Source organism: Algibacter agarivorans, from assembly GCF_039543245.1.
GTDB lineage: Bacteria > Bacteroidota > Bacteroidia > Flavobacteriales > Flavobacteriaceae > Algibacter_G > Algibacter_G agarivorans.
Genome location: NZ_BAABJJ010000039.1, coordinates 121,678 through 146,998 on the forward strand (window position 1 = coordinate 121,678; position 25,321 = coordinate 146,998).

The 25,321-nt window shown below is 32.5% G+C and carries 19 protein-coding genes; 17 read left to right on the top strand and 2 right to left on the bottom strand.

What is annotated here, in order from left to right; translation table 11 throughout:
* Position 1 precedes the first annotated feature (1 nt).
* The 9 genes from ABD935_RS14245 to ABD935_RS14285 all read left to right on the top strand — a co-directional run bounded on the left by ABD935_RS14245 (position 2) and on the right by ABD935_RS14285 (position 11,113).
* Positions 2-913, top strand: coding sequence for a geranylgeranylglycerol-phosphate geranylgeranyltransferase (locus ABD935_RS14245; protein WP_345193088.1), 912 nt, complete (start codon positions 2-4; stop codon positions 911-913).
* Positions 914-1,060: 147 nt separating this feature from the next.
* Entirely contained in the window at positions 1,061-1,654 is a 594-nt protein-coding gene (locus ABD935_RS14250) for a Maf-like protein (protein ID WP_345193090.1), read from the top strand.
* A gap of 17 nt (positions 1,655-1,671) precedes the next feature.
* Positions 1,672-2,628, top strand: a complete 957-nt coding sequence (locus ABD935_RS14255) for a septum formation inhibitor Maf (protein ID WP_345193093.1) — start codon at positions 1,672-1,674, stop codon at positions 2,626-2,628.
* Between the two features lie 50 nt (positions 2,629-2,678).
* On the top strand, positions 2,679-3,224 hold the full coding sequence (locus ABD935_RS14260; RefSeq protein ID WP_345193095.1) for a mechanosensitive ion channel domain-containing protein: 546 nt from the start codon (positions 2,679-2,681) through the stop codon (positions 3,222-3,224).
* A gap of 33 nt (positions 3,225-3,257) precedes the next feature.
* The gene (gene corA / locus ABD935_RS14265) at positions 3,258-4,325 is read left to right on the top strand and encodes a magnesium/cobalt transporter CorA (protein ID WP_345193097.1); all 1,068 of its coding nucleotides are present in this window, start codon (positions 3,258-3,260) and stop codon (positions 4,323-4,325) included.
* A gap of 91 nt (positions 4,326-4,416) precedes the next feature.
* Positions 4,417-6,942, top strand: a complete 2,526-nt coding sequence (locus tag ABD935_RS14270) for a PIG-L family deacetylase (RefSeq protein ID WP_345193099.1) — start codon at positions 4,417-4,419, stop codon at positions 6,940-6,942.
* Between the two features lie 114 nt (positions 6,943-7,056).
* A complete protein-coding gene (locus tag ABD935_RS14275; RefSeq protein ID WP_345193102.1) occupies positions 7,057-8,871 on the top strand; it encodes a sodium:solute symporter family protein in 1,815 nt (604 codons plus the stop codon).
* A complete protein-coding gene (locus ABD935_RS14280; RefSeq protein ID WP_345193104.1) occupies positions 8,864-9,838 on the top strand; it encodes a Gfo/Idh/MocA family protein in 975 nt (324 codons plus the stop codon). The genes ABD935_RS14275 and ABD935_RS14280 overlap by 8 nt, the downstream gene beginning before the upstream one ends.
* Before the next feature lie 102 nt (positions 9,839-9,940).
* A complete protein-coding gene (locus ABD935_RS14285; RefSeq protein ID WP_345193106.1) occupies positions 9,941-11,113 on the top strand; it encodes an LETM1-related biofilm-associated protein in 1,173 nt (390 codons plus the stop codon).
* An 18-nt stretch (positions 11,114-11,131) separates the two neighbouring features.
* Here ABD935_RS14285 and ABD935_RS14290 read toward each other — a convergent pair whose 3' ends face one another.
* Positions 11,132-12,085, bottom strand: a complete 954-nt coding sequence (locus ABD935_RS14290) for a Fic family protein (RefSeq protein ID WP_345193108.1) — start codon at positions 12,083-12,085, stop codon at positions 11,132-11,134.
* Positions 12,086-12,208: 123 nt separating this feature from the next.
* Between ABD935_RS14290 and lpxD the strand changes: the two genes are divergently transcribed.
* Positions 12,209-13,201, top strand: a complete 993-nt coding sequence (gene lpxD / locus ABD935_RS14295; protein WP_345193111.1) for a UDP-3-O-(3-hydroxymyristoyl)glucosamine N-acyltransferase — start codon at positions 12,209-12,211, stop codon at positions 13,199-13,201.
* 175 nt (positions 13,202-13,376) lie between these two features.
* Here lpxD and ABD935_RS14300 read toward each other — a convergent pair whose 3' ends face one another.
* Positions 13,377-14,105: an energy transducer TonB gene (locus tag ABD935_RS14300; RefSeq protein ID WP_345193113.1), complete on the bottom strand. Its 729-nt coding sequence runs from the start codon at positions 14,103-14,105 to the stop codon at positions 13,377-13,379.
* 261 nt (positions 14,106-14,366) lie between these two features.
* Here ABD935_RS14300 and trmD point away from each other — a divergent pair, with 261 nt between their 5' ends.
* The 7 genes from trmD to ABD935_RS14335 all read left to right on the top strand — a co-directional run bounded on the left by trmD (position 14,367) and on the right by ABD935_RS14335 (position 25,317).
* Positions 14,367-15,044: a tRNA (guanosine(37)-N1)-methyltransferase TrmD gene (gene trmD, locus ABD935_RS14305; RefSeq protein ID WP_345193115.1), complete on the top strand. Its 678-nt coding sequence runs from the start codon at positions 14,367-14,369 to the stop codon at positions 15,042-15,044.
* Positions 15,045-15,266: 222 nt separating this feature from the next.
* Positions 15,267-15,548, top strand: coding sequence for a hypothetical protein (locus ABD935_RS14310; RefSeq protein ID WP_345193117.1), 282 nt, complete (start codon positions 15,267-15,269; stop codon positions 15,546-15,548).
* 333 nt (positions 15,549-15,881) lie between these two features.
* Entirely contained in the window at positions 15,882-16,709 is an 828-nt protein-coding gene (locus tag ABD935_RS14315; RefSeq protein ID WP_345193119.1) for a DNA adenine methylase, read from the top strand.
* A gap of 3 nt (positions 16,710-16,712) precedes the next feature.
* The gene (locus ABD935_RS14320; RefSeq protein WP_345193121.1) at positions 16,713-19,061 is read left to right on the top strand and encodes a DGQHR domain-containing protein; all 2,349 of its coding nucleotides are present in this window, start codon (positions 16,713-16,715) and stop codon (positions 19,059-19,061) included.
* Positions 19,062-19,455: 394 nt separating this feature from the next.
* Positions 19,456-19,806, top strand: coding sequence for a 50S ribosomal protein L19 (gene rplS, locus ABD935_RS14325; protein ID WP_345193123.1), 351 nt, complete (start codon positions 19,456-19,458; stop codon positions 19,804-19,806).
* An 839-nt stretch (positions 19,807-20,645) separates the two neighbouring features.
* Positions 20,646-22,859 (top strand): NADP-dependent isocitrate dehydrogenase, encoded by a 2,214-nt coding sequence (locus ABD935_RS14330; RefSeq protein WP_345193126.1) that lies wholly within the window; start codon positions 20,646-20,648, stop codon positions 22,857-22,859.
* A gap of 82 nt (positions 22,860-22,941) precedes the next feature.
* Complete coding sequence (locus ABD935_RS14335; protein ID WP_345193128.1) at positions 22,942-25,317, top strand: TonB-dependent receptor; 2,376 nt, start codon at positions 22,942-22,944, stop codon at positions 25,315-25,317.
* The last annotated feature ends 4 nt before the right edge of the window (positions 25,318-25,321 follow it).

The window sequence follows — 25,321 nt, forward strand, 5'->3', positions numbered from 1 at the left end:
TTTGAATGTCTTAAAACTTATCCGTTGGAAAAATTTATTGATGATTGCTCTTGTGCAATTATTAATAAAATATGCACTTTTAGAACCCTTTGGCGTTTCGACAAGTTTAGACTCTTTAGGAATTATCCTTTTAATTCTAGCCTCTATTTCTATTGCAGCAGCTGGAAACATAATAAATGACATCAACGATATTGAAACTGATTCTGTAAACAAGCCTGACAAAATTATTGTTGGCAAATCTATTTCGGAAAAAACAGCATACAACCTTTTTATAATTCTTAATCTAATTGGAGTTGGCATAGGTTTTTATTTATCCCATAACATTAATAGAGCGCCGTTTTTCTCCATATTTGTTATAATTTCGGTATTGCTTTATGTGTATGCTACTTATTTAAAGCGCACACTTCTTATTGGCAACATCATCATATCAATTCTCGTAGCATTGAGCATCATTATTGTTGGGGTTTTTGAATTGCTTCCTAGTATAACGCCTTCAAACCAGCAGACTCAAGTATTATTCTTTAAAGTAATATTAGATTATGCATTATTTGCTTTCATCATTAATCTATTAAGAGAAATAGCCAAAGATATTGAAGACATTGATGGCGACTACAAAGCAGGTATGAATACCTTACCTATAGCCATTGGAAGAGAACGTGCAAAAATCGTTTTAGTAATATTAAACTTCATTCCTCTTGCAGGCATTATCCATTATATTATTTCAAACTTATACAAACAACAAATAGCTGTTGGTTATTTTTTGATATTTATTATTGCCCCGCTAATCTACATTTGTATAAAAACATTTAGCGCAAAATTGAAAAAAGAAATTCGCCATATAAGTAATATGTACAAATTGGTTATGCTTTTCGGGATGCTGTCTTTGTTACTTTATTTGTTTATCTTAAGCTAATAATCTTATTTCAGAAAGATTTTATTAATTCTTACTCAAAGGTTACAGCGTTAAAATTGAAAGAAAAACAGTAAATTATTTTTATCACACAAAGGCGTTAAGACACAAAGAAATATTACCAAATACTGAGACTGTAAACAAAAAAACATGCTTAACGAAAAACTAAAAAACCATCACATCATATTGGCTTCAGGCTCCCCTAGAAGACAAGCGTTTTTTGAAAATTTGGGATTAGATTTTGAAGTCCGTTTAAAACCTGTAAAAGAAGAATATCCAAATCGATTAACGCATTTTGAAATTAGCAATTACCTCTCGCAATTAAAAGCATTGCCTTTTAAGGATGCATTAAAACCCAACGATATTTTAATTACCAGCGATACTATTGTTTGGCATAACCAAACCGCTTTAGGAAAACCTCGTGATGAAAACGAAGCATTCAGCATTCTAAAATCATTGAGTAATGCAACACACGAAGTCATTACATCTGTTTGTTTCACAACTTCTAACTATGAAAAAACGCTTCATAATATCACTAAAGTAACGTTTAAAGCCTTATCTGATGAAGAAATTTTATTCTATATAAAAACCTGTAAGCCTTTCGATAAAGCCGGAGCCTATGGTATTCAAGAATGGATTGGTCAAATAGGCGTAACCAAAATTGAAGGCTCTTATTTTAATGTTATGGGATTACCTACTCACCTTGTTTACAAAACGTTAAATGATATTGCAGACATTGCCTAAGTTTGTAACTTTACGTTATGGAAACAATTAATAAACTGAAAAAAATCATAAAAGCAGAAATACTGTTTTGGATAATAATTGGATTATTATTGATAATGACATCATGTAAAAAAGAAAATCAAAATATTGATATAGCTTATAATTTTGATGCCGATGTTGAAACTAAAGAAGCTGTAACAAAACAATCACCAGAATTCAACACATATTGGTATGCTGGAGAAGCTGAAGTTTCATCCTATAAATTGGAACAAGCCCGCTATGGTGAGATAAGGGAGGGCAAAGCCGTTTTAATATATGTAACCGAAGATTTTTTACCAAATATTCAAGTAAAAGCAAATAACAAAAAAGCTAATAGCATTCCTGTTTTAAAACTGAATGCTATTAAAAAATTCAATACAGGTGTATACCCATATTCCATTATGCAAAGCACCTTCTACCCTATTTCTAATAATCAACATGCTATTAAAGTATCCAGTTCTATTCAGGAATGGTGCGGTCATGTTTATGCACAACTTAACAATAAAAAGGAATTTGAAATTATGTCGCATTCTTATTTTGAAGGCGAAGCTGATAAAAATTTCAAACTAAAAAAATCTATTTTAGAAAATGAACTGTGGACACAATTACGCATAAATCCTAAATCATTACCAACGGGTAATTTAGAAATTATTCCTTCTTTTGAATATTCACGACTACGCCATGCTCCCATAAAAGCACACAAAGCATCGGCGACTTTAACAGAAAGCACATATTCTATAAACTATCCAGAAATAAACAGATCGCTAATTATCCAATTTAACCCAAACTTCCCTCATGATATTCTAGGTTGGGAAGAAACATTTAAAAGTGGTTTTGGGTCTAATGCAAAAGTTTTAACTACAAAAGCTTCTAAACTAAAAACCATAAAATCTGCTTACTGGCAAAAGAACAGTAATAAAGATGAAATACTGAGAGAAACCCTTCAATTAAATTAAAGTCATTTCAATTTGTAATGTATCTTTGTATTGAACTTTAATTTACCCATATGATTTTTGGTGACTACAGAGACAAACTCGCATATACAGGCATCGTACTGATATCCTTACTTATAGTAAGATTTATTACGCATTTTACTATCACTAAAGTAGCTAGAAAAAATGGCATTAACGATGCTAGAATTAGACTTATTAGAAGATACATTACCGTTACCCTATTTTTAATTGCCATTCTCATTGAAACCTTTATTTTCGGTGCTAAATTTAGAGAAATAGCACTTATATTCTCATCCGTTTTTGCAATAATTGGTATTGGTTTATTTGCTATCTGGTCCATTTTAAGCAATATCACTTCAGGTATTATTATGTTTTTCAACTTCCCTTATAAAGTAGGTGATAAAATTGAAATTCACGATAAAGATTTTCCTATTCGCGCCATTATTGAAGATATACGTGCATTTCAACTTCATTTAAGACTAGAAAACGGGGATTTGGTAACCTATCCAAACAACCTCATGCTTCAAAAAGCTGTAACGCTTGTAAAAAAAGACGCCATTGATGATGTCTTTGAAGATGATGGTACCGATGCTGTATAAATATTCCATATATTTAAAGTATAATTTGTAGTAATGTCAAGAAAAAGAGTATACCGGTCAAAAAAGAAACTAGGACAAGTTCCTGGAAGTGTTATTTATACGGGAGAGCGCTCAAAAGAAAAGCTTTTTATTGATGCTTTTGATTATACCAAAGAGTTTTGCAATGAAAAAGAGCTACAATCTGTTCAAGAAAGCTTTGAATACAAAGATACCGATTCTGTAACGTGGATAAATCTAAATGGTTTAAACCACGTAACTCAAATTGAAACATTAGGTGAGCATTATAAATTTCACCCCTTGGTTTTAGAAGATATTGTAAACATTGCACAACGTCCTAAAATTGACGAATATGACGACTACATATTTATCGTTTTGAAAATGCTATATTATGATGACAATAATACTATAGTTTCAGAGCAAGTAAGTTTCATTTTAGGAAAAAACTATGTGCTATCGTTCCAAGAATCCGAAGGCGATGTTTTTAATGAAGTGAGAGACCGTTTAAGGCAAGCCAAAGGCAGAGTACGCACCATGAAGTCAGACTATTTGCTTTATACACTAATCGATGCCATTGTAGACCATTATTTTAGTGTTATAGAAGTTTTAGGCGATAAAATTGAAGATTTTGAAACTGCTATTTTTTCAGGAAATACAGATGGCGATATTAGCCAAAAAATTCAGAACTTAAAACGTGAGATTTTAAGAGTGCGTCGTGCAATATTCCCACTTCGCGAAGTTATAAATCGCATCGAAAAAAACGAAAGCCCACTTATTCAAAAAAGAACAATCACTTATTTCAGAGATATTTACGACCATCTTATCCAAGTCTCAGAAAACATCGATATTTATCGTGAAATGATTTGGAGTTTAATGGATATGTACATGACAACTATTAGCAACAAGATGAACGAAGTCATGAAAGTATTAACAATAATGGCTTCCATATTTATCCCATTAACATTTATTGCTGGCATTTACGGTATGAATTTCGAGTACATCCCTGAGCTTCAATATAAATACGCTTACTTTATCCTTTGGGGCGTCATGATTGTTCTGTTTGTTGGCATGATTATTTATTTTAAGCGTAAAAAGTGGCTTTAGATCGTTCTTTTATCTCTTAACGTTAAAGAAAAACTAAAACCAGCAATATCGCTGGTTTCTTTTTTATATTTGATTTAGCTAAAACAAAACCATGCAGAAACGCTTATTTCACCTACTTATAGGGCTTTTAACAGTATTTAATTCACATGCCCAAAAACCCAAAACACCTTCATCATCAGAGATATACGAGTCTATTCAAAAACTAAACTTTTTAGGTTCAGTTTTATATGTAGCGGCACACCCAGATGATGAAAACACACGATTAATTTCATACATGTCCAATCATGTAAAAGCAAGAACTTCATACTTATCCTTAACTCGAGGTGATGGCGGACAAAACCTTATCGGCCCAGAAATTAGAGAATTACTCGGTGTTATAAGAACTCAAGAACTTTTAGCAGCTAGACGCATTGATGGTGGTGAACAACTATTTACTAGAGCCAACGATTTTGGGTATTCAAAACATCCCGATGAAACTTTAGAAATCTGGAACAAAGACCACGTATTGAGCGATGTCGTTTTGGCTATTAGGAAGTTTAAACCAGATGTTATCATTAACAGGTTTGACCATAGAAGAGCAGGACAGACTCACGGTCACCACACCGCATCTGCGATGTTAAGCATGAAAGCTTTTGAACTCGCTAACAATATATCTGCATATCCTGGGCAACTAAAACAGACTGAGCTATGGCAACCAAAGCGTTTGTTTTATAACACCAGTTGGTGGCGCTATGGTAGTCAAGAAAAATTTGATGAAATTGACAAAAGCAATATGATTAGTTTTGATATTGGCACGTACTACCCCCTTAAAGGAATGAGCAACAACGAATTAGCATCATTAGCGAGTAGCCAACATTTATGTCAAGGTTTTGGGCGTTTATCGCAACGGGGTTTACAGCAAGAATATATAGAGTTTTTAAAAGGAGAACCCTTAACTGATAATAAAAATATTTTCTCTGGCATCGACACCTCTTGGAACCGTATTAAAGACGGAAAAGCTATTGGAGACATTCTATATAAGGTTGAAAAAAACTTCAACTTTCAAAACCCTTCAGAACATGTTTCGCAATTAATTGAAGCCTATAAACTACTTCAAAATATTGAAGACTTACATTGGAAAACTCAAAAAACAAAGGCTCTGAAATCAATTATCAGAATGTGTGCTGGTTTGTATTTAGAAGCTTCAGCCGAAACCAATTGGGCCACTCAAAATGAAACTATTAATTTAGATATTGAAGTGCTTAACAGAAGCTCACTTCCTATAACTTTAGAAAGCTTGAATAATGCGAGTGACTTAAATATTGCAAAAAACATTTCACTTGAAAACAACACGAAATATAATTTCAAAGAAGTCATCAGAATTAAGAGTGATGCACCACCTACAACACCCTATTGGCTAAGCGACAAAGGAACTTTGGGTATGTACAAAGTTGAAGATAAAAGTTTAATAGGCCTGCCTGAAACGCCTAGAACTTATAATATCGATTTTAACCTACTTATTAATAACGTGCCTATCACGTTCACAAAACCAATTATTCAACGGTTTTCAAAACCAGATAAAGGCGAATTGTACCGTCCGTTTGAAATTATACCAGAGGCTTCCGCAAAAATCACCGAAAAGGTTATTATTTTAGATAATGACAAACAACGCGACATAACTGTTATTGTTAAAGCAGGGCGAAATGATTTAGAAGGTGATGTTGAAGTTTGCCACCCAAATGATTGGAACGTGTATCCTAAAAAACAAAAAATATTTATTAAGAATAAAGGTGAAGAACAGACGCTTGTTTTTACGGTCATTCCTCCAAAAAACCAGAGCGAAGGCTATATTAGCCCTATGGTTCATATCGGGGATAAAAACTACACCAAAGAACTTATAGAAATTGACTATGCGCATATCCCATTTCAAACGGTATTACTTCCTAGCGAAAGTAAAATTGTGCGTTTAGATATAAAAAAGAAAGGCGAAAACATAGGTTATATTCAAGGTGCTGGCGATGCAGTTCCTGAAAGTTTACAACAAATAGGTTATAACGTTCGTATTATAAAACCAGATGATATTAACGCGGAAACATTAAGTAGATTTGATGCTGTGGTTATTGGTATAAGAGCTTATAATATTGTTGAAGATTTAAAGTTTAAACAAGAATTATTGTTTGATTTTGTTGCGCAAGGCGGAAATATGATTGTACAATACAATACAAATCGCAGACTAAAAGTAGATAATTTAGCGCCTTATGATTTGCAATTATCTCGAGATAGAGTTACCGATGAATCTGCTGATGTACGTTTTTTAAATCCCGGACATCCCGTTTTAAACATCCCAAATAAAATCACACAAAAAGATTTTGAAGGCTGGACACAAGAGCGTGGCCTATATTTCCCGAATTCATGGTCTGACGAGTTCACCCCTATTCTATCCATGAACGATAAAGGCGAAATAGCAAAAGATGGCAGTTTACTCGTAGCAAAACATGGCAAAGGCTATTACATGTATACAGGACTAAGTTTTTTTAGAGAGTTTCCTGCTGGTGTTTCTGGTGCTTATCGATTATTTGCAAATATGCTATCCCTAGGAAAACAAGATTTAAAATTAGAAGCTAAACTAAACGATTAATCATGCCTGAAAACAAACCACAAAAACAACCTTGGCTCAAACTTTATTCTATCGTTTTAATAGCCAATGCCGTCTATTTCGTGCTCTTCTATCTTATAACAAAATCCTTTTAAAATGACGCAAACTTTAGATTGGATTGATTGGGTTGTTTTACTATCAACATTATTAATAATTGTAGGTTATGGCACCTGGAAAACAAAAAACAGTAGCCATAGTGTTCAAGACTATGTTCGTGGAGGAAACACCTCAAAATGGTGGACAATAGGTTTATCAGTAATGGCTACACAAGCCAGTGCTATTACATTTTTATCAACTACAGGACAAGCTTTTTCAGATGGCATGGGCTTTGTCCAATTTTATTTTGGCTTGCCCATAGCCATGGTCATTATATGCTTAGTTTTTATTCCTTTATATCATCGCCTAAAAGTCTACACAGCTTATGAATTTCTAGAAAACCGATTCGATTTAAAAACCAGAAGTTTAGCTGCTATTTTATTTTTAATTCAACGTGGACTTGCAGCTGGTATAACCATTTTTGCGCCTGCAATAATCCTATCTGTTGTATTAGGTTGGAATATTACATACCTAAATATAGCCATTGGAGTATTAGTGATCATTTATACGGTATCGGGCGGGACTAAAGCCGTGACCGTAACCCAAAAACAACAAATGTTTGTCATTTTTGCTGGTATGCTCGCAGCACTTTTTATTATTTTAAATTTAATCCCTGATGATGTTTCATTTAAAGAAGCTATTGATATTGCTGGAGCAAGCGGCAGAATGGAAGTTCTTGATTTTTCCTTTGATTTAGAAAATAGATACACCGTTTGGTCAGGTTTAATTGGTGGTACATTTTTAATGTTGTCCTATTTCGGAACAGACCAAAGTCAGGTACAACGCTATCTTTCAGGTAAATCTATGAAAGAAATGCAAATGGGCTTAATTTTTAATGGCTTGCTAAAAGTACCTATGCAATTCTTTATTTTATTAGTTGGCGTTATGGTTTTTGTATTTTATCAATTTAATCAAGCGCCTTTAAATTTTATAGATGCATCGACTGAAACTGTTTTAAATTCTAAATATTCTCAACAATACCAAACCCTTCAACAAAAACAAAACAACCTATTCAATAGAAAAAAAGAATTCAGTATTCAGTATTCCAAAAACAATGATGAAACCATAAAAAACAGCTTATTTCATTTAGATAGTATTGAAAAAACATACCGTTTAGAATCAAAATATTTAATCAAAAAAGCTATTGATACGGCTTATGCTAATAAATATGACAAGCTCAATAGCGAATTATTAAGTTTAAATAAAAACACGGCCACTTATCAAACAAAAAACACCGAATTAAACGATTTATACAAAGCATCTGCCAAGGACACAAAAACCAACGATAGGGATTATATGTTCATTACCTTTATTCTAAAATATCTCCCAAAAGGCTTAATAGGACTGCTTTTAGCGGTTATTCTTTCTGCGGCTATGTCGTCTACCGCTTCAGAGATTAATGCTTTAGCTACCATTACTTCTATCGATTTATATGGCAGAAATGTTAAAGAAGAAAAAGATGAGACCCACATGGTTAAAATGACTAAAATTTTCACTTTAATTTGGGGTATCATTGCCATTATAATTGCATGTTTTGCCAATCTTGCCGAAAATTTAATCCAACTTGTAAACATCATTGGCTCTATTTTTTACGGCAATGTACTTGGAATTTTCCTGTTAGCATTTTTCTTTAAATACGTAAAAGCAAATGCTGTTTTTATAGCTGCTTTAATTACTCAATGCATCGTAATAATTGGTTGGTGGCTTGATTGGATGCCTTATTTATGGCTGAATCTCTTTGGTTGTTGCCTTGTTATGATTATTGCGTTTATAATCCAACTTTTTACTATAAATAATAAAATAGCTCATGAATAACAAAACCATCAATTGGGGCATTATTGGTTTAGGTAATATAGCCAACAATTTTGCAATAGATTTACTTACCATAGAAGGCGCTAATCTTTATGCCGTGGCATCGCGAAATCAAGAAAAAGCAAATGCTTTTGCATCAAAATATAATGCAAACGTAGCTTATGATAGTTATGAAGCCTTAGTCAAAGACGACAATATAGATGCTGTTTACATTGCTACACCTCACGCTCTACATAAAGAAAACACGTTATTATGTTTAGAAAACGGCATAGCTGTTTTATGTGAAAAACCCTTTGCTATGAATGCAGAGGAAGTAGAACAAATGATAGCAAAATCCAAAGACAAAAAGGTGCTTTTAATGGAAGCACTTTGGACTTATTTTTTGCCACATTACCAATTTGTGCTCAATGAGTTAAAAAACGAAACTTATGGGAAATTAATAAAACTAGAAGCCGATTTTGGGTTTCACAGAGCCTTTGATGATTCATCAAGACTTTTCAATAAATCTTTAGGCGGCGGTAGTTTATTAGACATTGGCATCTACCCTATTTTTGGGGCGCTTTCTACTTTAGGCATTCCAAAGAATATTGAAGCTTCTGCCACTTATTTTAAAAACGGAGTCGATTCATCTTGCGATATGGTTTTTGAATATGATAATAACACAAAAGCGTATTTAAAAAGTACACTGCTAGAAGATACACCAACCCATGCTATATTCTATTGTGAAAAAGGAACTTTAAAAATCAATACTCAGTTTCATTGTCCATCAACAGTTACTGTCACTTCAAACGGAAAAGAAAAACTTATAGACTTCAACTACAAAACTATTGGTTATAATTACGAGGTTATTCACTTTAATGAATTGTTACGTCAAGGAAAAACAGAGAGTAACATCATGACTTTTCAGTTTAGCCAACGGCTTATCAAAATTTTAGACGACGTTAGAAACATCATTAATCTTCATTATTAAACTCGAAAAAACTGATTATATTTAAGTTATGTTGAAATAAATATTTGTGGATTACCTGTCTAAAACATTACATTTACACTATAATTATATGATTGATAACCCATGAACCCATCGGCAGCTGGCTGGATACACAAATTACTTAAAGAGGTTGAAACAAACAATCTCTTTTTAAAATATGATGAAGAAGTCTTTTATGAAGCCCTAAGAACTTCCGGGTTTATTTATGGCAGCAATTTAGATGTGGCTACGCAAGTCATAAAAAAAAGAGACTTAACCGAAGGAGAGCTATGCAAAACAAACCTATGTTTGGCATTATATTACACACACTCAAACTCGAATAGTAAAACAACGTTTATTGATAGTGTAATAAATTTTTACACCGCTATTAATGAAATTAAAACCTCTTTTTTTAAAGATTTATTAGGTGGAAAAAAATCTAGCGAGCAATTAGAAAAGATATTACATAAGCGCATTCAAATAGACGCCAATATCCTTACCAAAAATTTCAATTACTTTATTATTAATGCTTTGCTGTATGTTGACGTTTTAGCATATAAGGAGTATTTAGAGAAGCATTCTGTTAGCATTAATTATATAAAAAAACTTGAAGCTTCAATAGTTGCTATTTCTTTAGATGTACTAAATTCAAAAGAAACAAAAAACAAATATGATGATAGTTTAATCAAGTTGTTCGAGTCTTCATTAAGATATCATGATAACAACAACATAGACTACAAAAAAGCGATTAAAAACATAAAAACAGATCTAGAGAAATACTATATTTTAGATTTGGCTTGTATGGCGACCTGGAGCGACCATATGATTGATATTGAAGAAGAGCAATTTATAGAAAAATTGGGTAACGATTTACAATTAAACAAATCCAGAATACATCAATCTATAAAAACCGTAAATCATTTTTACACTACAAATAAAGATAATATTGCGCTTTTAAGCTCAAAAAACATCGTTCAGAGTTTTTACAACAATTCCAGTAAAATGGTAAAAAAGCTTATTACTAGAAATAGTAAGCGTTTGTACCAAGAATTAAAAGACAGCAAGGAACTTATGGTCTTGCTATCCCAATCTACAGTGCGAGACTTAAACAAAGAGGAGCAAAAAAAAGTACAAGAGCAGTTAATGGACATTTTTAAATCTATACCCAGCCTTGCTATCTTTTTACTCCCTGGCGGTGCATTATTATTGCCTTTGGTAGTCAAATTTATCCCTAAACTATTGCCCTCTGCTTTTGATGAAAATAGAATTGACGAGTAACACCTATTGAAATATAAATTAACGCTTACGTTTTCTGTTTAAAACATAATCGTTTATAGCTTTCTTGGTAGTGTACCAATTCCTTCCTTCTTTATGAGCATCAATTTTACCCTGTCTAGCAAGTAAACTGACATACTCCTGACCGTAAGCCACATCAGGTTCTTCAACAATATCAGAAATAAGTTTATAATCGTCATCACGATTAGGCAATGCACTTATATAAATATTTAAAGTGCGCTCTAATGCCTGACACATTAAAAGCATCAACTTTGAGTAATTGCCTTTATTTGCCTGATTTAAAGCATCGTAATATTTCTTTCTATCATTTTTTAAGATGATTGCCGGCGGAAAACCTTGCTTCATTAAAATTAGATTCATGGCTAAACGAACCGTTCTGCCATTACCATCAAAGAATGGATGGATATAAACGAATTTATGATGAAAAAAAGCAGCCAGTTCAATACTGTTTAACCCCAATGGGTTGGTAACAACAAAGTTTACCAAATCATCCAGTAACTGAGATACTTTGCGAGCATTAGGAGGAACAAAATTAGCTCCTAAAATCCTAACGCCTCCATTCCTTAACCTACCTGCAAAATCATCTTCAATAGAGCGTAACACCAAGCCATGAAGCGACAATATATCTTTACTATTTAGGATATAGTTATCATGTAATAATGTATATAAATAATCAATAGCGTATTCATGGTTTTTTGCTTCAAAATGCTCACGCAATGATTTTCCTTTGATTGTAACCCCCTCCTGAAGTACCATTTGGGTTTCTCTTAAGCTTAAGGTGTTACCCTCGATACTATTAGAATTATACGTCCACTCTATAGATAGGGCTTCTTTAATTTTTTGCAAAGCAATGCTAGGTAAAGGCCTAGCTTGTTTTAAAACCTGTACTTTATCAAAAAGACGCTCAAAGGTTACGCTTAAACCTTGTCTATATGTTGTTTCTAACTCCCACACACCACAAAGATACAAATTATCGTTTGATATAAAAAAATCATCTATCCGATATTAAAGATATCTAACCGAAAATGAATTACTATATATTTTTTTATTAGATTTACGAATTAACCAATTTATACTATGAAATCATATACCATTGAAGAAATTAACGCCCTTTTAAAAGGTGAATTAATAGGAAGCACAACCCAAAAAATTGAAGGTCCAGAACAATTACAAAATGCAAAGCACAGCCATATAACATTTATTGGAAGCACTAAATATATTAAGTATTGGGAAGGCTCAAAAGCATGTGCTGCAGTGGTAAATGATAACTTAACCGTAGAGCCAGGAGATAACCGGGCGTTAATTAAAGTGAAAAATGCCGATTTAGCGATGGCAACTATTTTAGAACTTTTTAATCCGCCAGCACCAGAGTTTGAAACAGATATTCATCCAACAGCTGTTATTCACGAAAGTGCTACAATTGGGGAAGGCTGTAAAATTGGAGCAAATTGTTATGTAGGTAAAAATGTGGCTTTAGGAAACGGTGTGATTTTATACCCAAATGTTTGTGTTTTTGACGAAACGACCATTGGCGATAATACCATAGCATGGTCTGGAACGGTTATTAGAGAACGTTGTATTATTGGTAGCCATTGTATTTTTCATACTAATGTGAGTATCGGCGCGGATGGTTTTGGATATAGACCAAGTGATGATGGCAGAGGGTTGGTTAAAATACCTCAAATAGGAAATGTTGTTATTGGACATTATGTTGAAATTGGTGCCAACTCCTGTGTGGATAGAGCCAAATTTAGCTCTACAATTATTGGAGATGGCTGTAAAATTGACAACCTTGTACAAATAGCACACAACAGTGTTATGGGGCGCTCATGTATAATGGCAGGGCATAGTGGACTTGCCGGCTCTGTAACTTTAGGCGATGGCGTTATTATTGGAGGTTCGGCTTCTATAAAAGACCACACCACCATACATTCTGGGGCTACCGTAGGTGCTGGTTCTGGTGTTATGGGCGATGTAAAAGCAGGCGAAACTGTTTTGGGATACCCTGCGCAAGATGCTAAAGCCATGTTGAAGCAATGGGTTGCGATGCGTAGATTGGTTAAAAAGTAATAACTTGTTTCAGTATTAAAATGGAGCTTATATTTGTATGTAACGACATTTATAAAAACTATCCCACACCCTTTTAAAATCCTTATACCTTAATTGTATTACATTGAAAGGCGGTTTTTAGAAATTTTCTAAAACCGCCTTTCAACATTTATCTAAAACCGATGCCTACATAACCCTATCCATCTAGAAGCTTGAAGAATATAGGTACAGCATACGCAACCTTTACAGGTCTACCACGTTGCCTACCAGGTTTCATTTGTGGTAACTTACTAATAATCCGCTCTGCTTCTTTTTCCAAAATTTTATCTGGACCTCTAGAACGTATACCTGTTATGTGACCTGTTTTATCAATTACAAAAACAACTGAAACACGACCTTGAATACTTAAATCTAAAGCGGTTTGAGGATATGTAAAATGTGCTTTTACATGCTCCTGCATTTTTCTCTGAAAACAAGCTTTAGATTCTTTTTTGGATAAGCCTTCACAACCCGGAAAAACGGGCACATCTTCAATAACGGCAAATGCTACTTGTACATCTTCTTCAACCTCTTCTACTTCAACTTCGTCAATTTCCACAATCCGCTCTTCAATAGCATCATCTTGACTTGTTTCTGTGCTTTCAATAACAGTTTCTTCTATCTCTTCTACGTCTTCAACAATTTGAATGGACTCTTGAATAGCAACAGGAGGTGGCGGCGGTGGTGGCGTGTTTACATTAACAACGGGGATTTCTTCTTCAAACTCTTTCTCTACATCTAGAATATCTATAGCGACCTCTTCTTTTTCATAAGTCTTATACTCCAAACCTTGCCAAGACAAGAATAACATTAAATTAAGTCCGATAGCAAAGTAGATGCTGCTATTTCGACCAATTTCCATTTTTGGGTTCTTTTTAGCTTCCATGACTTATACTTTTTATACTACTAAAAGTATGAAATACAATAGATTATAACTATGATATTTGTCATATCTGGCTTTGCTATGTCACTAGTAATATTGGCTTAATTACAATACCTGTGTCGATTAGATACTATCGGAAATAGTTTCCATATTAAAATCGATGTCATACCATTATAGTTACATGGGATGACCAATATTCAAACCAAAATTTCAATAACAACTTAACAAACAATTAAATTATCTTTGCATTCTTAAAGAATTGCTATGCGCATAGATATTATTACCGTTTTACCAGAATTACTTAAAAGTCCGTTTGAGGCTTCTATTTTAAAACGTGCCATTGATGCCGGTTTGGTTGAAGTCCATTTTCATAATTTAAGAGACTACACGACCGATAATTATAAATCTATTGACGACACCCAATTTGGCGGTGGGGCTGGTATGGTTATGATGGTTGAGCCTATTGATAAATGCATTTCGGCCCTAAAAGCTGAACGCGATTATGATGAAGTTATATATATGACTCCCGATGGCGAAACTCTTAAACAAGGAATTGCCAACCAACTCTCTTTAAAAGAAAACATGATTATTTTATGCGGACATTATAAAGGTGTGGACCAACGTGTACGCGACCATTTTATAACACGCGAAATATCTATTGGCGATTATGTACTTTCTGGTGGTGAGCTGGGAGCTGCCGTACTTTGCGATGCTGTTATACGTTTAATACCAGGGGTGCTAGGCAATGAAACTTCCGCCCTAACCGACTCCTTTCAAGATGGTCTATTGGCACCTCCTATTTACACCAAACCAAGAGACTATAAAGGTTGGAAAGTACCAGAACTATTGTTTGGTGGTAATTTTCCTGAGATAGAAAAATGGCGTGAAGAACAAGCGTATTTAAGAACCAAAGCACGCAGACCCGATTTGTTGGACGACTAACCCTACAATACACTGACTTAGAGTCAACTAAATTTCTATCACAAAAACATTAAAACGCTATAAAAACATCTGTGTTTTCAAACTACACCTTGTAAGAAAAATTAATTATCTTTACGCAATAACAGTGACAAAAGACTTGTTATAGCCTGACATATTTATAGGATATGAGTAATAGAAGTTGCTATGTAACATGTTGTAAATAATGCCGAAAAACAGAACCTTATGAATGAACTTAGAAACGAAGAAAAGTTTTTGACCTTTATGAATAATAACGGACCAAAAGCGAAAAAGTCAAAAAACAACTATATTTCTTGGTTGAGATTTATTTCAACAAAATATAATATCGTAGACGACCAAATTACTCAAGAAAAAATTGACAGAGTTTCTGTAAATATTCAAAATACTTCAGACGACAGAAGTATTTATAATACTCAAAAAGATGTTTCGAACATAAAATCCGCAATGAATAAATATTTGAAATTCGTGATTGCGACTAAAAAATAGAATTCATTTTTAGAGAATTAACCGATATATTAAAAATAAACGGAATTAACTCACGGATACGGAAAATATTCAAACGGAATAATAAAAAGAAAAGCACTATTTACAACAATGTATAAAGTAATTGCTCAATTTTGGGCTTACCCAAAGGTCGTTGCAAGTTTACTACGTCTGATTTTCCTGCGGAAAATCCTCGCACGTAAACTCGCAACTATTATACGAGACCGTTGGCTTAATTTAAAGAACAACATTCCGAATTAAAAAATTTAAGGAATGACTGAATAGAAATTTTATTTTAAATTTGACATTATTTAAACTTTAAGTACAAAAAACAGATTGAAAGAACTAACAACTATCATAGATAAACAAGCTAAACCATTTCTACGTTGGGCAGGAGGGAAAAAATGGTTGCTAAAATATCTTGAAAATATGATAGAAATGGATAAGTACAATGCTTATCACGAACCATTTATTGGTGGTGGATCTGTCTTTTTTAAATTTTCACCAAAAACTTCATTTATTTCAGACTCTAACGAATGGTTAATTGAAACTTACAATTCAATTAAAGAAAACCCAACTGAGATAATTAAATACCTTGAAAAATTCTCGAAAGAAAAAGAAGATTACTACAAAATAAGAGGAAGAAACTATACAAATCAATTTAAAAAATCTGCACAATTTATTTATCTCAATCAAATGTCTTTTAACGGAATTTTTAGAGTAAATTTAAGTGGCAAATACAATGTTCCATACGGAAATAGAAGTAAATATAATTTTGATTGTGAAAATATAATTTCTGTTAGTTCAGCATTAAAAAATACGAAAATTAAACATTCTGACTTTTCAAATACAATTGACAATGTTAAAAAAGGAGATTTAGTATTTTTAGATCCACCATACACAATTACTCATAATCTAAATGGTTTTGTTCAATATAACCAAAAAATATTTTCACTTGAAGATCAGTATAAACTTGCTGAAATGATCCAAGAAATAAAAAACAAAGAAGCTTTTTATATTTTAACCAATGCTGCACATAAAAAAGTTAAAGAAATATTTGACGATACTGATACTTTATTGGAAATATCAAGAGCAAGTGTTATTGGTGGTAAAGGAGCAAAAAGAGGAAAATATTCAGAATATTTATTTACAAATATTATATAATTTATGGCATTTTTAAAACAGTTCCAAGTTGAGGAAATAAAAGAGAAACTTGTAAATGATGCATCAAGATTAGGTAAATTATATAAAGCTAAAAAAAGTGAATATCAACATTTAAGTGTTGATCATTCTTTAGTTGATGGATATTTAAAAGAAGGTTGGGAAACAGAAGGAAAACCTTTAAAAACAAAAACAAAAATTCGAAAATCAAAAATTCATTCTAAAAAATTTGAAGATGATATTTGGTGTCAATTTTACAATTTAGGTTATAGAACATTAAATTTTGATGAAAATTTCATTTTACCCTTTTCAAAAAATGAAGAAGATAAAAAACAGATTGACATTATTGCTGTAAATGACGAAACGATTTTATTAGTAGAATGTAAGTCAAGTGAAAAATTAAAAAAAGCACCTTCTTTCAAAGATGAATTTGATGTATTAGGACACAGAATCAATGGGTTTAAAAAAGCCTTAAAACAAATATTCGGATCAGATAAAAAAATAAAATACATTTTTGCAACTCGTAATCTGAGAATCAATACTGATAGTGAAGATCTAAAAAGACTTGAAAACACAAATTCACTTTATTATAACAACAATACTTATGAATACGTCAATAATTTAATTAAGAATTATAAAAATGCGTCTTTTTATCAATTTTTAGGTTTAGTGTTTAAAAATGAAATCATAAATTTAAATAAAATAGAAATCCCAGCTGTAAATGGAAAAATGGGAATGAAAGATTATTTTATGTTTTCAATAGAACCATCTTTACTATTAAAAATGGGATTTATCTTGCATAGAACAAGAGCAAACGAATCTGAATTTCCAACATACCAACGTCTTTTGGTTCCAAGTCGTCTAAAAGGAATTACAAAATTCATAGATGATGGCGGTTATTTTCCAAACTCTATAATTATAAATTTCAATACAAAAAAGAATAAAATTAAATTTGAACCTCATTCTAAAAATGGAATTTCAAACTCAAGAACAGGAATGCTGAAAATTCCTAATGCTTATGGAATTGCATATATTATTGATGGTCAACATAGAGTTTATGGCTATGCCAATTCTGAGTATGTAGATACAAATACAATTCCAGTTGTTGCTTTTAATGGTCTTGATTCAATTGAACAACTTGAAATATTTATGGACATTAACCAAAATCAAAAAGCGGTAAGTCCAAGTTTGAGATTAGATTTAGAAGAAGATTTATATTGGGATTCAGATAGAGCAGATTCTCGTTTAAAAGCATTAAGATCTTCAATAATTAAAAAATTAGGAAACTCAGAATCAAGTCCGTTATTTAACAAGATTTCTGTTGGAGAAGACAAAGCAATTTTAACTTTTAAACCTTTTACAACGGCTCTTGCGAATTCTGGACTTTTACCAAGTGCTAAAGGAAATAAGTATAATGAAGATTCTTTAGTTGGTAGCTTATATGACACAAACAATCAAGATCATAATCAAGAAATGAATAGGGCAAAAGCAAAAATTGTCGATTATATAATTCATTGTTATGATTTTGTTGAGCAAAACTATCCAAAAATTTATAATAGAGATAAATATTTTATTGTATCAAATAGAGGAACATTTGCCTTCATATCTTTAGTTGGAGACTTAAACAAGTTTGAGACTGAAAAAAACGACTTAAATAAAAACACAAAATCGTCTGATCGTTTTGAAACCATCAAACCTTACTTGAAAAGTTTATTTGATAATCTTAGTAAATTATCAGCCGAAGAAGAAGAAAAACAGCTTACGCTTTTAGGTGCAGGTGCTGACACAAAATGGTTGCGATATTTTCAAACATTTGTAAATACAGCTCATCCTGAATATAATCCACCTGAATTAATAGATTGGAAAGAACGTCAGAATGAAGTATATCAAAGTGACGGGAGAAAATACATTAAAGAAGTTGAACGATTTATGAAAAAGAGAATTCTTAAAAATCTTAAAATATTATTTAAAGATAATTGGGAATTAGAAATTGAAACAATACAGTCAGCTTGCCAACTTAGAGCAAATGCAGAAAATAAAAAAAACTACAAAGACGGAATAAACAAAAGAGTTGAATGGACTGAAATGTTCAGTATTACTGACTATAAAGTCCTTCTTGAAAAATATTGGTCTAAAAAACCAGAACCCATGATAGATGATTTTATAACTTTTGAAAAAACTTTTTCAATAGACATTGGATTAGGCAAAAACAAAAAGGATGTTTTGAAATGGATTTCATATTTCAATTCATACCGAAATCAATTAGCTCACGAAGGATCTAAAAATAAAGGGATAAACAAAAAAGAAGTTGGCGAATTGAAGACTATTTATGATCATTTCTTCAATAAAAACTAAGTCCAACAAAGTCCTGTGGTAAAAAACAAGTAAAAAGCACTTAATTTTTCGCTAAAGCACTTCTATAGCTATCATCATAAATTAACCCCGATTTTGCAATTGCAAATGCCTGTTTTAATAGCACCTGTTAAGGATAAAAGCGGCATCCTTTTTTGAGGTAGTAGAAAAAAATATAGCCTTTCGGCTTTGCACAAGATAAACTACTAGCCTGACTTTTTGCGAACTATAAACGTCATTTAAACCCTTAAAATCGTTACAAAAAGAAACAGCATAAAAAACATAATTATTAATTGTGCATTCTTAATTATTAATTATATTTGCACCCAATTTCGGGTTAACCTCTGGCGAGAATCGTGAATGTTGTTCTGAATTAATTATAATTAAATATAAAGATATGGAATCTTTAGTAAAATTTGTACAAGACGAGTTTGTAACAAAAAAAGAATTTCCGGAATTTGGAGCTGGAGATACAATTACTGTGTTCTACGAAATTAAAGAGGGTAGCAAAACGCGTACTCAGTTTTTTAGAGGTGTAGTAATTCAAAGAAGAGGGTCTGGATCATCAGAAACTTTTACAATTAGAAAAATGTCTGGATCTATTGGTGTAGAGCGTATCTTCCCAATAAACTTACCAGCATTACAAAAAATAGAAGTTAACAAACGTGGTAAAGTACGTAGAGCAAGAATCTACTACTTTAGAGGTCTTACTGGTAAAAAAGCCAGAATTACTGAACGTAGACGTTAATAACCATACACCTGCAATTGCAGTGTTTAAAAGCCTTGAGATATCTCAAGGCTTTTTTTGTTAACAAAAGTTAATAACCCTAGTTTATAAACTGTTGATATCTAAAGGCTTGAAAATTTTGCGCTTTCGAATTATGATAGTATTTTAGTAAAAGAAATAATAACAACATCGGTTGGTTTCACTTAAAAAATGAATTTATATTATGTTCTAAATGAGGTAACGTTCTTATACATAATTGTTTTTTGAGGTTTGACAGCTACCGTGTATTTTCATGTGTATGCCTAAGACCATAACATTATAAAAAGTACCATATGTACAAGCAATTGGAAACTAGAATAATGTAAAGCTTAAAAATTAACAGATAACGAAAGTGTATGTTATAATAAGAGCAATGCTAATAACAAATTAACGCGTCAGCGATGAGGGAGTTAAAAGCATCAAGAAAAACAATTAAACGGAAACATATAAGTAATAGGTCAATACATTTTGAAAATTACAAGTATGTTTCTATTGAAATAACAGCACTTGAATTGAAAAGATTTAGATGAAAATTCAAAATCGATTTAGTAGTAATACTAATTAGATCATGTTACGTTATTTCAAAGAAAGCCATATCAAAGGAGATTTAGTTCTGCAGTGATATGGCTTTTGTTTTTTATTAAATTACCACCCATACTATACATTTCTGATTATCTATTAAAACTTAAGCTGTTGTATCTTTTTCACTAAATAATTAAACATTTTTAAAAGTCAATTTTTGTATATTCGCGTCGCGAAAACGTTATCGTTTACCGTTTTCCTTATATAGCTAAATAATAAACAAAAAAAAACTGACGAGAATGCCTAAAATTATTTATACAAAAACCGATGAGGCTCCAGCTTTAGCAACACGTTCACTACTACCAATTGTTAAAGCATTTGTTAAATCTTCTGGAATTAAAATAGAAACAAAAGATATTTCTTTAGCAGCAAGAATTTTAGCTGTTTTTCCAGATTATTTAAACGAAGACCAAAAGGTTTCCGATGATTTGGCCATACTTGGTGAATTGGCAAAAAAACCAGAAGCCAATATTGTTAAATTACCTAATATTAGTGCTTCTGTTCCCCAATTAAAAGCGGCTATTAAAGAATTACAATCGCAAGGTTTTAGTATTCCTAATTATACGGATGAACCAAAAACTGATACTGAAAAAGAAATAAAATCACGTTACGACAAAATTAAAGGTAGTGCGGTAAACCCGGTATTACGTGAAGGCAATAGTGATAGACGTGCACCAAAAGCAGTTAAGAATTATGCTAAAAATAATCCACATTCTATGGGCGCTTGGTCTAGCGATTCTAAAACACATGTAGCAACTATGTCTGCTGGCGATTTTGCACATAACGAAAAATCTGTTACGCTTTCTGATGCTACCAGCATAAAAATTGAACATACCGATAGTCATGGAAATACCACGACACTAAAAGATAGTTTTGACCTACTTAAAGGTGAAATAATTGATGCCACAGTAATGAGCAAAAAAGCTTTGATAAGCTTTTTAGACGAACAAGTAGCTGATGCTAGAGCAAACAACGTCCTGTTTTCTTTACACATGAAAGGGACTATGATGAAAGTGAGCGACCCTATTATTTTTGGTCATGCTGTTAAAGTATATTTTAAAGATGTTTTTCAAAAATATGGCGAAACTATTGAAGAACTTGGGGTAAATGTAAACTCTGGTCTTGGAAATCTTTTAGAACGCATACAGGAATTACCAGATGATAAACGTAAAGCAATAGAAACGGATATTGAAGCTACATATAAAAACGGGCCTTCAATTGCTATGGTAAATTCAGATAAAGGCATTACCAATTTACATGTCCCAAGCGATGTTATTATTGATGCATCTATGCCAGCCATGATTCGTACTTCTGGCAGAATGTGGAATGCAGAAGGTCAATTACAAGATACTAAAGCCGTTATTCCAGATAGCAGTTATGCTGGAATTTATGCTGCAACTATAGACTTTTGTAAAGAACATGGCGCTTTCGACCCTACAACAATGGGTACTGTGCCTAATGTTGGACTTATGGCTCAAAAGGCTGAAGAATACGGTTCGCATGATAAAACTTTTGAAATCCCTTCAAATGGAACGGTAAAAGTTATTGATGCTGATGGAAATACATTATTAGTGCATCCTGTTGAAGAAGGCGATATCTGGAGAATGTGCCAAACTAAAGATGCTCCAATTCAAGACTGGGTAAAATTAGCAGTAACAAGAGCAAGAGCATCGCAAACACCTGCTGTGTTTTGGCTAGACAAAAATAGAGCACATGATGCCCAAATAATCAATAAAGTAAATACATACTTAAAAGACCACGATACATCTGGATTAGATTTAAGAATCTTATCTCCTACCGATGCTACATTTTTTACATGTGAACGCCTTATAAAAGGAGAAGATACGATCTCGGTTTCCGGGAATGTTTTACGCGATTATTTAACCGATTTATTTCCAATTTTAGAAGTAGGTACTAGCGCAAAAATGTTATCAATTGTACCTTTAATGAATGGCGGTGGTTTATTTGAAACTGGTGCTGGAGGTTCTGCACCAAAACACGTGCAGCAATTATTGGAAGAAAATCATTTACGTTGGGATTCTTTAGGAGAGTTTTTAGCATTGGCGGTTTCATTGGAACATTTTAGCAATGCTAACAACAATGCAAAAGCAAAAATTTTAGGCGAAACTTTAGATGACGCCACCGATACATTATTAGAAAACAGAAAAGGACCTTCTAGAAAAGCAGGGGAATTAGATAACAGAGGTAGCCATTTTTATTTAGCTATGTATTGGGCGCAAGAATTAGCCAGTCAAACTAAAGATGAAGCATTAAAAGCTGAGTTCACACCTATAGCCAAACAATTATCCGATAATGAAATGGTTATTGTTAATGAATTAAATGAGATTCAAGGTAAGCCTGTAAACATAGGAGGTTATTATGAACCAAATGAAGACCTTATTAATCAAGTCATGCGACCAAGTAAAACGTTCAATGCTATTATAGCATCATAAATTAGTATTAAACTATATTTTAAAAGCTCCTTTATTAGGGGCTTTTTTTATATTTTTATAAAAAAAAAGAAAAAGCTATTAGATGAAAAACCTTTTACTATGGTTTCTTTTTTTGCTGTGTTTTAATATTATACCCCTAAATGCGCAAGAAAGATTCACATTAAGTGGCACCATTTCCGAAGAAAAAAGTAATGAAACCCTTATTGGTGTAAATATTATATTTCCAGAAATATCAGCAGGAACCACCACTAATGAATATGGATTTTATTCCATAACACTTCCCGAGGGCACCTACAAATTAGTTGTAAGCTATCTAGGGTTTTCTACAATCTCGGAAACCATTATACTTACTGAGGATATTACAAAAAATTTAAGTTTATCAGATGCATTAGAAAGTTTAGATGAAATAGTCATCACAGAAAATATTGAAAAACTAAATATAAGAACACCCCAAATGAGCGTTGCAAAACTCTCTTCTAATACCATAAAAAACATCCCTGTAGTTCTTGGCGAATCTGATATTATAAAGGCCATTACCTTATTACCTGGTGTTACCAATGCTGGCGAGGGCTCTTCTGGTTTCAATGTACGAGGTGGAGCTGCAGATCAAAATCTGATACTTTTAGACGAAGCAACCATTTACAATTCATCACATTTGTTCGGGTTCTTTTCAGTTTTTAACCCCGATGCTATTAAAGATTTAAAACTTTATAAAGGCGGTATTCCGGCACGTTATGGTGGCCGGGTGTCATCGGTTTTAGATATTTATCAAAAAGAAGGCAATAGCAAAACATTTCATATAAATGGTGGTATTGGTATCGTTTCCAGCAGATTGCTTGCCGAAGGGCCTCTTAAAAAAGACAAAGGCTCTTTCCTAATTGGTGGGCGATCTAGTTATGCTCATTTATTTTTACCACTTTTTGATATTGGAAATATTGCGTATTTCTACGATTTAAACACCAAATTGAGCTATAAAATAAACGACAGAAACAACATTTATTTATCCGGTTATTTTGGTCGTGATGTTTTTAGAATAGAAGATACCTTCAATAATATCTACGGAAACACAATTGCAAATTTCAGATGGAACCACTTATTTTCTGACAAACTATTTTCAAATTTGTCCTTTATTTATTCTGATTATTATTACGAATTAATACTTGACTTTGTAGAATTTGATTGGGTTTCAGGTATTCAAAATTTCAATTTAAAATACGATTTCAAACACTACATAAGTGATAGAATAAAACTGCAATACGGGCTTAATAGCATTTATTATAAATTTAATCCAGGAGAAATAAAACCTACAGTGCCATCTTCAGGAATTAATCCTTTTAAGCTAATAGATAAATTTGCCTTTGAAAACGCTATTTATTTGGATGCTGAACATAAAATTTCAGATAAATTAGCACTATCCTATGGATTGCGTATTAGCTCTTTTCATCGTTTAGGTCAAGACGAACTCAATGTTTATGAAAACGATCAAGCGGTTGTTTTTAATGAAGATTTTCAGATTTATGAAAAAGCAGAACCCATTGCTAATGAATCCTTTAAACGTAGTGATATCATCGAAAGTTTTTACAACTTAGAACCTAGAGCCTCTTTAGCATATCAAGTAAATCCTAATAGTTCTGTAAAAATGAGTTACAACAGAATGAGCCAATATTTACACCTACTTTCAAACACTAACTCACCCACCCCGTTAGATATTTGGACACCTAGTGGTAAATATGTAAAACCACAATTACTTGACCAATTTGCGATAGGGTATTTTAAAAATTTCAATGAAAACAAATATTCCTTAGAATTAGAAAGCTTTTATAAAACAGTAAAAAATAGAATCGATTATATTGATGGTGCCGATTTAATTGCTAATAATGCCATTGAGCAAGTGATACTTAACGGTCGAGCCAAAGCCTATGGTTTGGAAATATTGCTTCGAAAAAACGAAGGAAAGTTTAAAGGTTGGCTAGCCTATACCCTATCTAAATCTGAACAACAAACAAAAGGAAGAACGCCCACAGAATTAGGTATCAATAACGGAAACTGGTACAAAACACCTTATGATAAAACACATGATATTTCATTAACCGGAAGTTATCAATGGAATAAAAAATGGAAAATAAACACTAATTTTTTGTTACAAACAGGACAACCAGCAACGTTTCCTAACGGACAATATGAATTCAACGGACTTAGTATTCCCAACTATAGTGGTAGAAATGCCGATAGATTACCTTCTTATAATCGTTTAGATGTTTCATTAAATTATACACCTAAACCAAACAAAACTAAAGGTTGGCAAAGTTATTGGGTTTTTGGGATTTACAATGTATATAACCGTAAAAATGCCGTTTCAATAAATTTTAGCCAAAATTCTGAAACAAACACCAATGAAGCAACGCGATTGGCCATTTTTGGAATTGTGCCTTCAATATCTTATAATTTTAAGCTTTAAGATT